The organism is Nosocomiicoccus sp. HMSC067E10 (assembly GCF_001810835.1).
Taxonomy (GTDB): Bacteria; Bacillota; Bacilli; order Staphylococcales; family Salinicoccaceae; genus Nosocomiicoccus; species Nosocomiicoccus ampullae_A.
This window is the reverse complement of sequence record NZ_KV802742.1, coordinates 1-15,592: the sequence shown is the minus strand read 5'-3', so window position 1 is coordinate 15,592 and position 15,592 is coordinate 1. Positions and strand designations below refer to the sequence as shown.

The following is a 15,592-nucleotide window of genomic DNA, read 5'->3' as shown; positions in this document are numbered from 1 at the left end:
CTTGAAGCGATAAAAAAACATAGGAAACGAGTGTTACAACTTGAAATTTGACTATCTTTGATGTATGATAAAACACAGTTAGCACATCAAGCGAATGAGTGCTAAAAGACGGAAGAATGGGGAGGGCTTACGATGTTAAGACCACTAGAAAATCGAGTAATTTTAGATATTAGTAAATATAAAAAAGAAGAAACGACGTCCTCTGGTATTATTTTAACTGGAGATTCTTCAAAAGAAGAACCGGTCTATGGTGTAGTTGTTGCAGTAGGACCTGGACGTACGTTAGATAACGGAGAAATTTTAAAAATAGATGTTAAAGAAGGCGACAAAGTCGTTTACAACTCATTTACAGGAACAGAAGTGGATTACGAAGGGAAAAGTTATTTAATCGTACCCGCACAAGATATTTTAGCAGTAGTAGAATAAGGAGAGATATAAATGGCTAAGGAACTTAAATTTTCTGAAGATGCACGTCAATCGATGTTACGTGGAGTTGAAAAACTAGCAAGCGCAGTTCGAGTCACACTTGGACCTAAAGGACGTAACGTCGTTTTAGATAAACAATTTACAGCACCTCTCATTACCAATGACGGTGTGACAATCGCAAAAGAAATCGAGTTAGAAGATCGCTTTGAAGATATGGGCGCAAAACTCGTATCTGAAGTTGCAACAAAAACAAACGACATCGCAGGTGACGGAACAACAACAGCAACAATTCTCGCTCATGCAATGATCGAGGAAGGACTTAAAAACGTTACAGCAGGTGCAAACCCAGTTGGCATTCGCCGTGGTATTACAAAAGCTGTTGAAGAAGCGGTAAAAGCACTAGAAGACATTTCAAAACCAGTACAAGATAAGGAATCGATCGCTCAAGTCGGTGCGATTTCAGCAAACGATAAAGAAGTCGGAGAATTTATCTCTGAAGCGATGGAAAAGGTCGGTAACGACGGTGTCATTACTATTGAGGAGTCTCGTGGGTTAAATACAGAATTAGAAGTCGTTGAAGGGATGCAGTTTGATAGAGGTTATTCATCTCCATATATGGTGACAGACTCTGAAAAGATGATCGCAGAACTCGATAATCCATATATCTTCATTACAGATAAAAAAATCACGAACTTCCAAAACGATTTACTACCTATTTTAGAACAAATCGTTCAACAAGGTCGTCCGATTTTAATTATCGCAGACGACGTAGAAGGGGATGCACTTGCGAACCTCGTGCTAAATAAATTACGTGGTACATTTACGGCAATCACTGTAAAAGCACCAGGATTTGGTGACCGTCGTAAAGCAATGCTCGAAGATATCGCAATTTTAACAGGTGGCCAAGTCATCACTGAAGACTTAGGACTCGAGTTAAAAGACGCTAGCTTAGATATGCTCGGTACAGCTTCAAAAGTACATGTCGATAAAGAAAACACGACAATTGTAGAAGGAAGCGGAGACGAAACAACAATTAAAGGTCGCGTCTCTCAAATTAAAGCACAACTTGAAGACACAGATTCAAGTTTTGATAGAGAAAAACTTCAAGAACGCTTAGCAAAACTTTCAGGAGGCGTTGCGGTCATTAAAGTTGGTGCGGCAACAGAAACTGAAATGAAAGAACGTAAACTTCGTATAGAAGACGCGTTAAACTCAACACGCGCTGCAGTTGAAGAAGGCATCGTATCAGGCGGTGGAACTGCACTGATTGAGGTGTATGACAAAGTCGCAGCACTAGACGCTGAAGGCGATGAAAAAACAGGAATCAACATCGTACTAAAGGCACTCGAAGCACCAGTGAGACAAATTGCAGAAAACGCAGGACTCGAAGGATCAGTCATCGTAACGAAACTAAAAGAACAAACAGGTGGCGTCGGCTACAACGCAGAAACAGACGATTGGGTTAATATGATTGAAGCGGGAATCGTAGACCCTAAAAAAGTCACACGTTCAGCACTCCAAAATGCAGGCTCAATCGCGTCAATGTTCTTAACAACAGAAGCGGTCGTCGCAGACATTCCAGAAGAAGAAAACATCGGAGACATGGGCATGGGCGGCGGCATGCCAGGGATGATGTAAAATATTTTCGTAAAAAATCTGTAAAAACAGGTTCCAATGATTAATTATTAACTAGGGACTATACTTTTTGTCATGATTTGCTTATGGCAAAGTATGGTCTCTATTTTTTTACTAAAACAAAAACTTTTATCAAATTATACATATTATTGGAAGAAATTTAATCTAGAGCGTATATTAGTTGCCACTATTTGACCCAATGGTGTCGTGACCTAATCGATGAGGAATAACCTATATATTATCAGCTATTATTTGTACTACACATGTATATACCTAAATAAATAGAGAGCAGCCGATTGACTTATATAATCCATCAAACTATTTTTTCAAAATATTAATTATGATGCAAAACGTCTTTTGAATAAGAGTCCTATTTCATATACGGAGACAAAGCCTTGATTACAAAGTAATGCATATTGTAGTATATAGATAAGATTTACAAAAATATAAACAATCAATAGTACTAATGAGTTATTAGTGATAATTTTGTATGTAATTTCCAAGGAGGAAATAAAAAGACTATCGTTTTTTATAATATAAAGGAGCAGTGATAATGAGTTCTAAAAAAAGATTATTTCATACACTACGTCTTTGTTCAATTAGGCGATCATCGGGACGTGGAAAATATTTAAGAGAAAAAAATATAATGAATTATGTTGGTAAAGATGTTCATTTTATGCCAAGAAAAGTACCATTATACCCGGAACTTATAAAACTACATGATAACGTTAGAATAGCGTCTAAAGTCACTTTTATAACACATGATGGTGTTCATAATATGCTAAATAATAAATATGGTCAAAAAGAATTTCAAGAAAAAATAGGTTGTATAGAAATTGAGAAAAATGTATTCGTCGGGTCAAATACAACCATTATGTATGATGTTAAAATAGGTGCAAACTCAATTGTTGCTGCCGGGAGTATAGTCACAAAGGATGTTCCGAAAAACTCAATTGTAGCAGGAGTGCCAGCAAAAGTAATAGGTACTTTGGATGACTATGTTGAAAAGCTTCGCTTTAGTGACAATGTTTATCCTGCAGAGTTGGCTCCAAAAAAGCAGAAATTAAAACAAGATCTAATTGAACAAATGTGGTCGAGGTTTAATAATGTTAGAAAGTAGTTATTAATTGTTTGGAGGAAATAGCAATGAAACAAGTAAAAAAGGCAATTATACCCGCAGCAGGTATGGGAACTAGATTTTTACCTGCGACTAAAGCAATGCCGAAAGAAATGTTGCCAATTGTAGACAAGCCGACGATTCAATATATTGTCGAAGAGGCGATAGCATCTGGTATTGAAGATATCATTATCGTTACGAGTCACACAAAACGTGCCATTGAAGATCACTTTGATATTAATTTTGAATTAGAAGAAAGTCTAAAGAAAAGTGGAAAGTTCGAACTATTAGAAAAAGTGAAAGAAGCTGAGATCGATATTCACTATATTCGACAAAAAGAACCTAAAGGATTAGGACATGCTGTATGGTGTGCACGCAAATTTATTGGTGACGAGCCGTTTGCTGTTCTGTTAGGTGATGACATTGTTCAAGCTGATACACCAGGTTTAAAGCAATTAATCGATAAATATGACGAAACAGGAAACTCGGTTATTGGTGTACAAACAGTAGGAGACAACGAAACAGACCGTTACGGTATAGTTGATCCTATTAGTAAAGATGGTCGCTTATATGAAGTGAAAGAATTTGTGGAAAAACCTAAACTAGGTACCGCTCCATCAAATTTAGCAATTATGGGTCGTTACGTACTAACACCTGAGATTTTTAAACATTTAGACAAACAGCAAATTGGAGCAGGTGGAGAAATTCAATTAACAGATGCTATTCAAATGTTAAATGAAGAACAACAAGTATACGCATATGATTTTGAAGGTAAACGTTACGACGTTGGAGAAATTATGGGGTTTGTTAAAACGACGGTCGAGTTTGCATTGAATGATGAACGAATTAAAGATGAGTTTGAAGTCTATTTGAAATCACTACTAGAAAAATAAAGATATGGTTTGAAGAGAGGATGTAAAACTGTTGTCAGATAGAATCTATTTAGCCTCCCCACATATGAGTGAAGAGGGGTATGAACAAAAGTATGTACAACAAGCGTTTGATACAAACTGGATTGCTCCATTAGGAGAGAATGTAAATAAATTTGAAGAAGAATTTGCAGATAAAGTTGCTATTAAATCAGCAGCTGCTTTAACATCAGGAACTGCTGCGATTCATATGGCATTAAAAGCTGTTGGAGTTGAAAAAGATGATATTGTATTTTGTCAATCACTCACATTTTCAGCAACTGCAAATCCAATTATTTATCAACAAGCTACGCCAGTTTTTATTGATAGTAACGAAACAACGTGGAATATGTGCCCGAAAGCGTTAGAACAAGCATTTGAAAAATATCCTGATGTAAAAGCAGTTATCGTTGTACATTTATACGGATTATCTGCACAGATGGATGAGATAGTAGCTTTATGCAAAAAATATAATGTTGCTTTAATAGAAGATGCCGCAGAATCTCTAGGCACATATTATAAAAATCAGCATACAGGTACTTTTGGAGATTATGGAATCTTTTCTTTTAATGGAAATAAAATTATAACGACATCGGGAGGCGGAATGCTTGTTTCAAACGACGAAGAACGTATTGATAAAGTACGGTTTTGGGCGACGCAATCTCGTGAACCGGCACGCCACTACGAACATAAGGAACTTGGTTATAACTATCGTTTGAGTAATGTTTCTGCTGGTATTGGTCGAGGCCAATTAAAAGTTTTAGATGATCGTGTACAGAAGAAAACAGAAATTTATCAGTTTTACAAAAAGCATTTAAAAGATATACCGGGGATTAGATTTATGCCCGAAAATGACTTTGATCGTCCGAACTATTGGTTAAGTGCTATAACTTTAAATGGGGAGCTTCAACCAAACGATATAATTGAAGCGTTAGAAAATGAGAATATCGAATCACGACCTTTATGGAAACCAATGCATTTACAGCCGATGTTTGCTGAGTATGACTTTGTTGGTGGTAATGTTGCGGAGAGGTTATTTAAAACAGGTATTTGCTTGCCGTCGGACACGAAAATGACAGAAGAAGATCTACAACGAGTAGTAAATGTAATTAAAGGATTGGTATGATTTGAACATTGTTGAAAAAATATTAAAAAGAGCCTTTGATATATTGAGTAGTACAATTGGAATTATAGTGTTTTTACCAATCTTAATAGGGATAGCCGTTGCGATTAAAATGGATTCAAAGGGGCCGGTTTTCTTTAAACAAGAAAGACTTGGTAGACATGGGAAAGTATTCAATATATATAAATTTAGAACAATGATTGTTGACGCTGAGAAATATGGTTTGGGAATTAAAACATATTCTGAAGATCCAAGAATTACAAAAGTAGGTAGTTTCCTCAGAAAAACTAGTTTAGATGAGTTGCCTCAGTTATTTAATGTTTTTATTGGTAATATGAGTGTTGTTGGTCCTAGACCACCGGTTCCTTATCATCCTTATGAATATAAAGACTATAATGAAGAACAAGTGAAAAGGTTTTTAGTAAAGCCTGGAATTACAGGACAAGCCCAAGTGAGTGGAAGAAATTTATTAACTTGGGATGAAAGAATTGTGTATGATGTAAAGTATGTAGAAAATTACAATGTATTAACAGATTATATTATAATAATCAAAACGATTGTAAAAGTATTTAAACGTGAAGATATAAACAGTGATAGACATAAAGATAGTTAAAGGTGATTTTAATGCTAACTAGTAAACAAGTATATGTCCGTTTAATGGAGGATAAGGATGTACCTTACAAAGTTAAATGGATTAACAATGCTGAATTTCGTCATACTTTAAACTTTGATTACCCATTATCAGAAGTAAGCACACGTAAATGGCTACAAAATGTTGCTGGTAATCCTTCAAGAAAAGATTTTATTGTCTGTGATATCGAGACTGATAAACCAATTGGTTACTGTGGTTTAATAGGAATTGATATTAAAAACGGAAAAGCTGAATCATATATGGGAATCGGTGATTTATCATATCAAGGAAAAGGTATCGGATATGAGATTCGAAAAATAATGTTAGACTATGCTTTTCTTGAACTTAATTTAAATAAAGTATATGCATATGTTTGGAAAGAAAATGCACCTATGATTAGTTTAAACAAAAAAGTTGGTTTTGAAATTGAAGGTCTATTGAGACAAGATATTCTCTCTCATGGAGAAAAACGTGATAGGTACATTATGGGGATTTTGAGAGCAGACTATATTAATTAAATTTGAAATAGGTGTGTATATTGAAGAGGCAATTATTTAACAAATATCCAACGCCAATTGAATACTATGGCAAAATTAATGACAATGATATTTATGTGAAGAGGGACGACTTAACCGAGCCAACTTTAGGTGGAAATAAGGTTAGGAAATTAGAGTTGTTTCTTGCTGATGCTGTCAAGCACAATGCGAACTACATTGTTACATATGGTGCTGCTCAATCAAATCATTGTCGTTTAACTGTATCTATGGCGAAAAAGCTGGGATTTAATGTATTGCTTATATTAGCAAAGTCAGAACAAGTTAATTACAATGGAAATTTTTTAATCTATGACCTATTTGATACTGAAATTGTTTGGACAGAAGCAAATGAAGTTCCTCAAACAATAGAAAAGACATTACAACGTTTGAGAGAAGATGGTAACACACCATACTTTATTCAAGGTGGGGGACATGGTGATTTAGGAACGCACGCATATAAAATGGTGTTTGACGAAATTTTAACGCAAGAAAAAAGTCTTAATGTGGACTTTAATCATATATTTCATGCTTCCGGAACAGGAACTACACAAGCGGGATTAATTGCGGGTAATATTGTAAATGAAAGTGATAAAAATATTGTGGGAATTAGTGTCGCTCGTAATGCAGAACGTGGTTCAGTGGTTATTCATGAAAGCGTACAATCATACCTTCTAAATTACTATCCAACGTATGCAGAAACGCCTTACAAACTTGAATTTTTAGATAGGTATGTAGGAAAAGGGTATGCTGATATATATCCAGAAATTATTGAAACAATAAAAGATGTAATAAAGAAAACAAGTATAATTCTCGATCCTGTATATACTGGAAAAGCATTTTACGGAATGATTGATACAATTCAACATCAGAATATAGAAAACAAGTCTATACTGTTCATTCATACAGGTGGAACTCCATTATTATTTAATTATGCTGAAAAGTTTAAAGTGAGGTAACACATGAATATTTTAGTAACAAGCGCTGGACGAAGAGTGAAAATTATTGAATATTTTAAACGAGTATTAGCGTTAAACGAAGGGAAAGTAATAGCTACAGATTGTGATATAAATGCGCCAGCAATTTATTTTGCAGATGATTATGAAATTGTGCCTAGAATTGATAACGCTAATTATATTGAAATATTGTTAGAAGTTTGCAAAAAACACAAAATAGATGCGATTATGTCATTAATTGATCCAGAATTAGAGATTCTAGCTAATAATCAATCACTGTTCAATAGTAACAATGTGAAATTAATATTATCCCCATCAAAATATATTGATGTTTCATTTGATAAGTATAATACATATACATACTTAGATAGTAAGGGAATACAATCTGTTCCAACATATTCTGATTTAAACACTGTAAAACAATTGCTTCAGCAAGGAGAATTAACTTACCCATTAGTTGTAAAGCCAGCAAAAGGAAGCGCTAGTTTAGGTTTGTTCATTGTAGAAAATGAAAATGAATTACACGAAGCATTTCATAAATTTGAAGGCCAAATAATTCAACCGTTTTATAAAGAAAAGGAGTTTGGCATTGATGTTTATATTGATATGTTAAGTGGAGAATTAGTGGATATGTTTATTAAAGAAAAAATTCATATGCGTGCAGGAGAAACAGATAAATCTATATCGATTCATAATGAAAAAATAGAAGCGTTGATTAAAGAGTTAGTTCAAAAAACAAAATTCGTAGGTCCAATAGATATAGATTGCTTTGAATATAAAGGGGAGTATTATATTTCTGAAATTAACCCTCGATTTGGGGGAGGGTATCCGCACGCATTTGAATCAGGATGTAACTTTATGTCGTATATATTAAATAACTTACAAGGTAAAGAAAATAAACTATATAATGGATTTAAGTATGAAAAAGATCTTGTCATGATGAAATATGATAATGTTCAATTGGTACATCGATTGAAGTAGGAGATAATTCTTAAGGGGTTTTTTTATGTTTTTAATACGAAAAATACGTGAAAAAAGAATGGAACCTTTATTGAAAAAGGAAAAAGAGTTTTACGATAATTTTAAAGTTGATGCAATTGAAAGCTATCAGTTAAAGGAATTTAACAGGCAGTGGATGGATATTCAAAAAAACGTTCCATATTACAATAAATTGGTTACCTTAGGTGAATTACCCAAACAATTCCAGTCAATTCAAGAGTTTAGACGTCTGCCAATTGTAACTCGAGATTTTGTTAATGAGCATATGCAAGATTTTACCAATGGATTATACCCTCCAGATTCGATGGGAACAACTGGTGGGTCGACGGGCAATCCTTTAAAGTTTCCTAAATGGAATTCTGAGGCAATACATTGTGAGCCATCAGTATGGTATGTCAGAGACTTTTATAATATTAGACGTTCAGATAAAATGTTTAGATTATGGGGACACTCACATACCTTAGGAACGGGAATAACTAGACTGAAAAATAAATTGAAATTTGACATTGGCTTGCCTTTAGTCGGCTTCAAGCGTTTTTCTGCTTATGATTTATCGGATGCTAAATTAAAAAAAGCAGGAGATGAAATTTTAAAATTCAGACCAAGATATATTGTAGGTTATAGTAAAGCTTTATATATGTTGGCTAAAGCAAATGAAAGTAAAAAAGACGATTTTCATAAATTGAATTTAAAAGCAGTATTAGGTGCGGCAGAAGGATTTGACAGTCCAGAAGATCGTGAATTTGTCTCTGAAATATTTGGTTGTCCAGCCGGATTACAATATGCAACGATGGAAACTAACTATATAGGACAGACTCATCCAGATGGTGGTTACCGTGCGTTATATAAAAATAATCTTATTGAATGTGTCGATGATGATGGAAACCCATCGGATTCTGGTAGGATTCTAATTACCTCATTATATCCCAGAGCATTCCCATTAGTTAGATATGAACTAGGAGATGTCCTAGAGGGAGTGGAGAGGGATGGACATAGCGTCTATGCGTTTGAAAGAATTAAAGGTAGAAATAATGATTTTTTACATCTAGATGATGACACTCCGATCCATTCAGAGGGTATTACACACGCAATTAAATTTTCGAATGAAATAACATCATATCAAATCAGATATACTAAAGAGAAAATATACACAATATATATTAAAAGTAGTAAAAAATTATTGGATGAAGACTTTAAGGCAATTCGAACTCGCCTGTCTCAGGTTGATAAAAGACTAGAAGATATAAATATTAAACAAGTTGACCAACTTAAACAAACAGTAGCAGGTAAGACAAAATGGTTGATGGAAGAATAGTTAAAGTTAAGTTGAAACAAAAGTATTGTTTTACAAAATATTAGACTAGTTCATTGAAATTTTTTAATTGGTGTTAATCGTCATTTTTGAGTCTTATTTTTCAAATAATAAGTGTGAGATTATTAGAATATGATTGAACCTTTGCTATCACTCCATAAAATTAGTCTTGTTGAAGATATTCCTTTTTACACAACCTCTGAATAATTTAATATATTTTTGTTTAAATCAGATAAGATAGGCCTATAAAAGGAAACTTTCGAAAATTTTTAGATTTAACGCATAATATCATTTTCTACCGACTGTTACTCTCAATTATTCATATTTAGAAATTTTAATAGTCCTAACTTTAATCAAGATTTCGTGTAGAATGAGAGATAAAAAACACTTTAATATAAGCATAGGTACATTCCTATATTTTTATGCTATTTCTCAAATAAGTAAAAAACATTTTGTTGGCTAAAAATTGTGGGGAACCATTATATGGAGTTGACGAGTTGCTATTAACAATTGATAAGATATCTTCTACCTAATAGATTGATTTGTTTTAACATAATATTTCTATTTAATTTTAGATAGAAAGCATGATAATAAAAGGAATCCATAAATGTTATCCAATTTGATTTGTCAAAGGACAAAAAATCTATATACCGGACAAGGAGATGAGTACGCATTGAAAATTTGCTTTGTTGCTCATAACAGTAAAGATTATAAAAATGGCGCAGCACTTTCATTAATTAATGTTGCAAATGAATTAGCAAATAGGGGAATTAAAGTTTTAGTTATACTTCCTAATAAAAAAGTGATTTATCCACTAAGACATAAGAATATAAAGGTTATACACTCACCAATTATATCTATGCGAACAAGGTTAGAGGATAGAAGTTTAAAAAATAAATTAAAAGAGATTGTAAAAATAATTATTAATATCAGATCAACAAAAAAATTGAAAAGGATATTGAAAGAAGAAAACCCAGATATTATTCATATTAATGGGTTAGATTCTGAAGTAGCTGCAAAAGCTGCATCACAGCTGGATATACCATATTTATGGCATATACGACAATTGTTAGATGAAGACTTTTCAATGAGATTACATAATGAAAAGAAAATTTATTCCTACTTGAAGAAAGCAAATGGAGTTATTGGAATATCAAAAGCTGTTAAAGAAAAGTTTGAGCCAATCGTTCAAAAAGAAGTGAAACTAATCTATAACGGTATCCCACTTGATGAATATGTTATTAAAAACAGACCATCTTTATATTCTAATGAGACTATTAATATATTGATTGCTGGAAGAATAGTAGAAGGAAAAGGACAATTGCAGGCGGTTAAAGCAATTAAGTATCTCTTCGACAATGATATCAAAAACATAAAATTAGTAATTGTTGGAAAAGTTGATAGCGAAAATTACTTCAACAAACTAAAATCATATATTGAAAGGTTTAGTTTAGAGGAACATATTACTTTTTATGAACATACTGATGATTTAAAAGAACTAAGAAGAAAATGTGACATTGGTTTAATTTGCTCGAAAAAAGAAGCTTTTGGTAGAGTTACGATAGAGACTATGGTATCTAAAATGTTAGTAATTGGTGCTGATACTGGAGGGACCAAAGAAATTGTAACTGATCATTATAATGGACTCCTCTATGAAGAGGGAAATTATATAGATTTAGCTACTAAAATACAGTATGCAATGGAGAACAAAAGGGAAATGGAATCTATAATTGAGAATGCCTATTTTGATGCTCTTAACAAGTATTCAATTTCAAATGTAGTAGACCAGATTATTGTTTTATATGAACATTGTTTGAGAGATGTAACAGTTAATTTGGAGGATTAATATGACTACTAATACACAATCAATACTAGGTGATGAACAATGTTAAATTCTTATCGGGTTAATATCAGATTTGTATTATATTTATTACTAGGTTATGCATTTATCACCCCCTATTATTTTGCTCAATTAAGTCAATTATCATTTATTAATAAAGTATTAATGTCTTTTGCTATTATATTTGTTTTTATCTACTATATGAGTAATTTTGAAAAAAGTAAAATAAGTAAAAGTATTGTGTTCTTATTTTTATTTTATTTATCTTTATTCTTTTCAAATTTTAGAAATAATTCATTGGAATTAGAATATTTGATTATAATGGCTTTGGCATTTAGTTTCTTTCTATTTCTTAATTACTGTTTAGATAACAGAAACAATTTATTATCTTTTTTATTTGCAATGAAGATATTAACCACATGTTATATAATAATAAATTTGACTTTAATATATATTTATCCAGACGGATTACCCTCTTTGACAGTCAGTGAAGGAAGGGAATTTTATTTATTTGGAAATACAAATACTACTACTAGGTATTTAATACCTTGTTTAATGTTTTCATTTTTATATAATCAGTTAAAGTTTGGTAAAATAGGAAAAACGAATTGGTTATTGTTAATTTTATCTTGGCTAACCTTAATAAAAGTATGGGCAGTTACAGGAATGATAGGTCTATTTATATTTACTATATTCCTAGTGTGGAAATTTAATAGGTATCAATTATTTCTAATTTATATTGGAATGTTATTAGCGTCTATTATAGGCTCATTATTTTTAATCTTTTTTAAATTTGAGAGTAATATATTGGCCAGTATATTAGGATTATTTAATAAAGATATGACATTTTCATATCGTGATGTATTATGGATGAATGCTGTAGATCTCATTAAAGATTCTCCTACGTGGGGATACGGTAATTTTACAAAAGAACAAATGGAAATGTATATTGGTAATAAGTTTAGCGCACATAACTATTATTTAGATATATTACTTCGTGGTGGAATAACTTCTTTAGTTTTTTTAATTTTAGGATTGTTATATGTAAGTAAGTTTATAATGAAAAGCTTTGGGACAAATGTTGCTAGGTTAATCATTGCTACTTGTGCCTCGTATTTTATTATGTGGATCGCAGAACCATTCATATCTACCGAGCATATAATGCTACCAATAATATTACTAATGGTTTGCCGAATACAAACATTAGAAATGTATCGATTTGATATGTATAAAGAAAAAATAAAATCAGATGAATAATGATTGTTGTTAAGAATGGGGCAATAACATTGAGTGAAAAAAATCTAAACAAAAAAATTCGTGCGGCAACAAAATGGTCTACAACAGCCGAGATAATTTCTAAATTAATTGGCCCAATTACTAATATGATTTTAGCCCGAATATTGGCGCCGGAAGCCTTTGGTGTTATAGCTACAATTACTATGATTATTAGTTTTACAGAGATGTTAACGGATTCTGGATTTCAAAAGTTTCTTGTTCAGCGAGAGTTTAAAGATAAAAGAGAGAAATATCGCAATGCTGACGTCGCTTTTTGGTCAAATTTGATTTTGTCGTTAAGCATATTGCTTGTAATCATAATATTTAACAAACAAATTGCTCATATGGTTGGTAATCCTGGATTAGGATATGTTTTGATTGTTGCAAGTTTACAAATACCGCTAACATCTTTTTCTAGTATTCAAATGGCACTTTATAGAAGAAATTTTGACTTTAAAACACTATTCTTTGTAAGGATTATTGGAGCTTTAATACCTTTTTTTGTAACCATTCCACTTGCGTTATTGGGTTTAAATTATTGGTCATTGATTATAGGTATGATTATTATGCAGACCTTTAACGCAATCTTTTTAACAATTAAATCTGATTGGAAACCAAGTTTTTATTATAATTTTACTATTATAAGAGAAATGATATCATTCAGTGTTTGGTCTTTCTTGGAGGCTTTAACGAAATGGCTTTGTATTTGGATTGATACTTTTATAATTTCATATTATTTAACTGAGTATTATTTAGGTATTTATAAAACATCGACTATAATGGTAAATTCACTATTATCACTAGTTACAGGTGCTATTATTCCGGTTTTATTTGCAGCATTATCACGTCTACAAAATAATAATGTTGAATTTAAAAAGATGTACTTTAAGTTTCAACGTTTAATAGCTTTGTTTGTTTTACCAATGGGAGCAGGATTATTATTATTTAGTGATTTAGCAACGATGATAATTCTCGGATCACAATGGTCTGAAGCAAGCAATGTTATTGGAGCATGGGCGGCTAGTAGAGCAATACTGATTGTTTTTGGTTATACTGCAAGTGAGGTCTATAGGTCAAAAGGAATGCCGAAGTATTCATTTTATGCACAATTATTACATTTAATTGTTTTGGTTCCGACTTGTGTTATAGCTATTAAGTTTGGATTTTGGCCATTAGTTTATGCACGTTCAATAATCATTATTCAATTAGTGTTAGTACATCTTGTTTTACTACAAAGATTGTTTGATATAACAATATTAAATACAATTAAAAATATATTGCCAAACATTATTGCTGTAACACTTATGAGTAGTTTAGCTTTAGCAATGTTAAAATATATGAATAGTACAATATCAATGTTTATAACAATTTTAGTATGTGCAATATTTTATTTTTTAATAATTCTTTTATTCCCAAAAAATCGAGTTGAGTTATTTGGTTTTATTAAAGAAATAAAACCTTAAAAAATAGATTTGTATAAGAAGGACGTGTATGTAATTGAAAATCACTGTCGCAGGTACAGGTTATGTTGGTCTATCTAATGCGGTCTTATTAGCACAATATAATGAAGTAACTGCATTAGATATAATAGAAGAAAAGGTGGATTTAATTAATACTAAAAAATCACCGATAGTTGATCCTGAAATTGAGGATTTCTTGAAGACTAAAGATTTACGTTTAACGGCTACAACAGATGTAGAAAAAGCATTTAAAGATGCAGAGTATGTTATTATTTCTACGCCGACGAACTATGATCCGGAGCTAGATTTCTTTGATACGAGTTCAGTTGAGACGGTGATTGGTAATGTTTTAAAATATAATCCAAATGCAACAATGGTGATTAAATCAACTATTCCTGTAGGTTATACAAAAGAAATAAACAAAAAGTTTAATACGAATAATATCATTTTCTCGCCTGAATTTTTACGTGAAGGTCGAGCGTTATATGATAACCTACATCCATCACGAATTATTGTAGGAGAGAAATCAGAGCGTGCAGAAATTTTTGCGAATCTTTTGGCTCAAGGAGCTGAGAAGAAAGACGTTCCTATTCTTTTCACTGATTCGACAGAAGCTGAAGCGATTAAATTGTTTGCAAATACCTATCTAGCCATGCGTGTTTCATTTTTCAATGAACTTGATACGTATGCTGAATTAAAGGGGCTAGATACGCAGCAAATTGTGGAAGGAATAGGATATGATCCACGTATTGGCGCTCATTATAATAATCCATCATTCGGTTATGGAGGATATTGTTTACCAAAAGACACGAAACAGTTACTGGCAAACTTTAAAGATGTTCCCAATAATATGATTCAAGCAATTGTCGATGCAAACGATACTCGTAAAAAGCACATTGCAGATCAAATCATTTCACGTAAACCTTCAATAGTCGGTATCTATCGTTTAACGATGAAAACTGGATCGGATAATTTTAGACAATCTGCAATTCAAGACGTGATCAATCATATAAAAAATGAAGGAATTGAAATCATTGTCTATGAGCCTGTTCTAGAGGACGAAGTCTTCGAGGGATCAAAAGTAGTTAATGATTTTGATCAGTTTAAATCAATTGCTGATGTTATTGTTGCAAATCGACTTGATGACGCATTGATGTCTGTGAAAGATAAAGTATATACACGTGATGTTTTTAGTAGGGACTAATATATTAAGTTAGTAGAGTATGAATTTGAACCCGTCAATAAAAAACTTCATGACAAAAATAGTTGCGCTTGTGTTAGCGCAGCTATTTTTATTTGCTATCGATTATCTAGAAATAACTTATAACTATTATATTTTTAGAATTGAGGGAAGATTTTATAATCAACCTAGCCACT

General features: G+C 32.2%; 14 protein-coding genes. All 14 read left to right on the top strand.

Going from position 1 to position 15,592, the window contains the following annotated elements:
* The first annotated feature begins 132 nt into the window (after positions 1–132).
* The 14 genes from groES to HMPREF2767_RS00890 all read left to right on the top strand — a co-directional run bounded on the left by groES (position 133) and on the right by HMPREF2767_RS00890 (position 15,419).
* Positions 133–426, top strand: coding sequence for a co-chaperone GroES (gene groES / locus HMPREF2767_RS00955; RefSeq protein ID WP_070622200.1), 294 nt, complete (start codon positions 133–135; stop codon positions 424–426).
* 12 nt (positions 427–438) lie between these two features.
* Positions 439–2,064: a chaperonin GroEL gene (gene groL, locus HMPREF2767_RS00950; RefSeq protein ID WP_070622197.1), complete on the top strand. Its 1,626-nt coding sequence runs from the start codon at positions 439–441 to the stop codon at positions 2,062–2,064.
* 550 nt (positions 2,065–2,614) lie between these two features.
* On the top strand, positions 2,615–3,181 hold the full coding sequence (locus tag HMPREF2767_RS00945; protein ID WP_070622195.1) for an acyltransferase: 567 nt from the start codon (positions 2,615–2,617) through the stop codon (positions 3,179–3,181).
* 26 nt (positions 3,182–3,207) lie between these two features.
* Positions 3,208–4,071, top strand: coding sequence for a UTP--glucose-1-phosphate uridylyltransferase GalU (galU, locus tag HMPREF2767_RS00940; RefSeq protein WP_070622193.1), 864 nt, complete (start codon positions 3,208–3,210; stop codon positions 4,069–4,071).
* A 31-nt stretch (positions 4,072–4,102) separates the two neighbouring features.
* On the top strand, positions 4,103–5,212 hold the full coding sequence (locus HMPREF2767_RS00935) for a DegT/DnrJ/EryC1/StrS family aminotransferase (RefSeq protein WP_070622190.1): 1,110 nt from the start codon (positions 4,103–4,105) through the stop codon (positions 5,210–5,212).
* A 1-nt stretch (position 5,213) separates the two neighbouring features.
* A complete protein-coding gene (locus HMPREF2767_RS00930) occupies positions 5,214–5,822 on the top strand; it encodes a sugar transferase (RefSeq protein WP_070622189.1) in 609 nt (202 codons plus the stop codon).
* A gap of 11 nt (positions 5,823–5,833) precedes the next feature.
* Positions 5,834–6,358 (top strand): GNAT family N-acetyltransferase, encoded by a 525-nt coding sequence (locus HMPREF2767_RS00925; RefSeq protein WP_070622187.1) that lies wholly within the window; start codon positions 5,834–5,836, stop codon positions 6,356–6,358.
* 20 nt (positions 6,359–6,378) lie between these two features.
* Positions 6,379–7,332 (top strand): 1-aminocyclopropane-1-carboxylate deaminase/D-cysteine desulfhydrase, encoded by a 954-nt coding sequence (locus HMPREF2767_RS00920; RefSeq protein WP_168162107.1) that lies wholly within the window; start codon positions 6,379–6,381, stop codon positions 7,330–7,332.
* 3 nt (positions 7,333–7,335) lie between these two features.
* Entirely contained in the window at positions 7,336–8,310 is a 975-nt protein-coding gene (locus HMPREF2767_RS00915; protein ID WP_070622185.1) for an ATP-grasp domain-containing protein, read from the top strand.
* A gap of 25 nt (positions 8,311–8,335) precedes the next feature.
* Positions 8,336–9,643 carry a phenylacetate--CoA ligase family protein gene (locus HMPREF2767_RS00910; protein ID WP_070622184.1) on the top strand — a complete coding sequence of 436 codons (1,308 nt, stop codon included), beginning with the start codon at positions 8,336–8,338 and terminating at the stop codon, positions 9,641–9,643.
* 604 nt (positions 9,644–10,247) lie between these two features.
* Positions 10,248–11,486 (top strand): glycosyltransferase family 4 protein, encoded by a 1,239-nt coding sequence (locus HMPREF2767_RS00905; protein WP_083302005.1) that lies wholly within the window; start codon positions 10,248–10,250, stop codon positions 11,484–11,486.
* Positions 11,487–11,525: 39 nt separating this feature from the next.
* The gene (locus HMPREF2767_RS00900) at positions 11,526–12,737 is read left to right on the top strand and encodes an O-antigen ligase family protein (protein WP_070622181.1); all 1,212 of its coding nucleotides are present in this window, start codon (positions 11,526–11,528) and stop codon (positions 12,735–12,737) included.
* Positions 12,737–14,218 carry a lipopolysaccharide biosynthesis protein gene (locus HMPREF2767_RS00895; protein WP_210391788.1) on the top strand — a complete coding sequence of 494 codons (1,482 nt, stop codon included), beginning with the start codon at positions 12,737–12,739 and terminating at the stop codon, positions 14,216–14,218. Before HMPREF2767_RS00900 ends, HMPREF2767_RS00895 begins: the two co-directional genes overlap by 1 nt.
* Before the next feature lie 34 nt (positions 14,219–14,252).
* Complete coding sequence (locus HMPREF2767_RS00890; RefSeq protein ID WP_070622180.1) at positions 14,253–15,419, top strand: nucleotide sugar dehydrogenase; 1,167 nt, start codon at positions 14,253–14,255, stop codon at positions 15,417–15,419.
* The last annotated feature ends 173 nt before the right edge of the window (positions 15,420–15,592 follow it).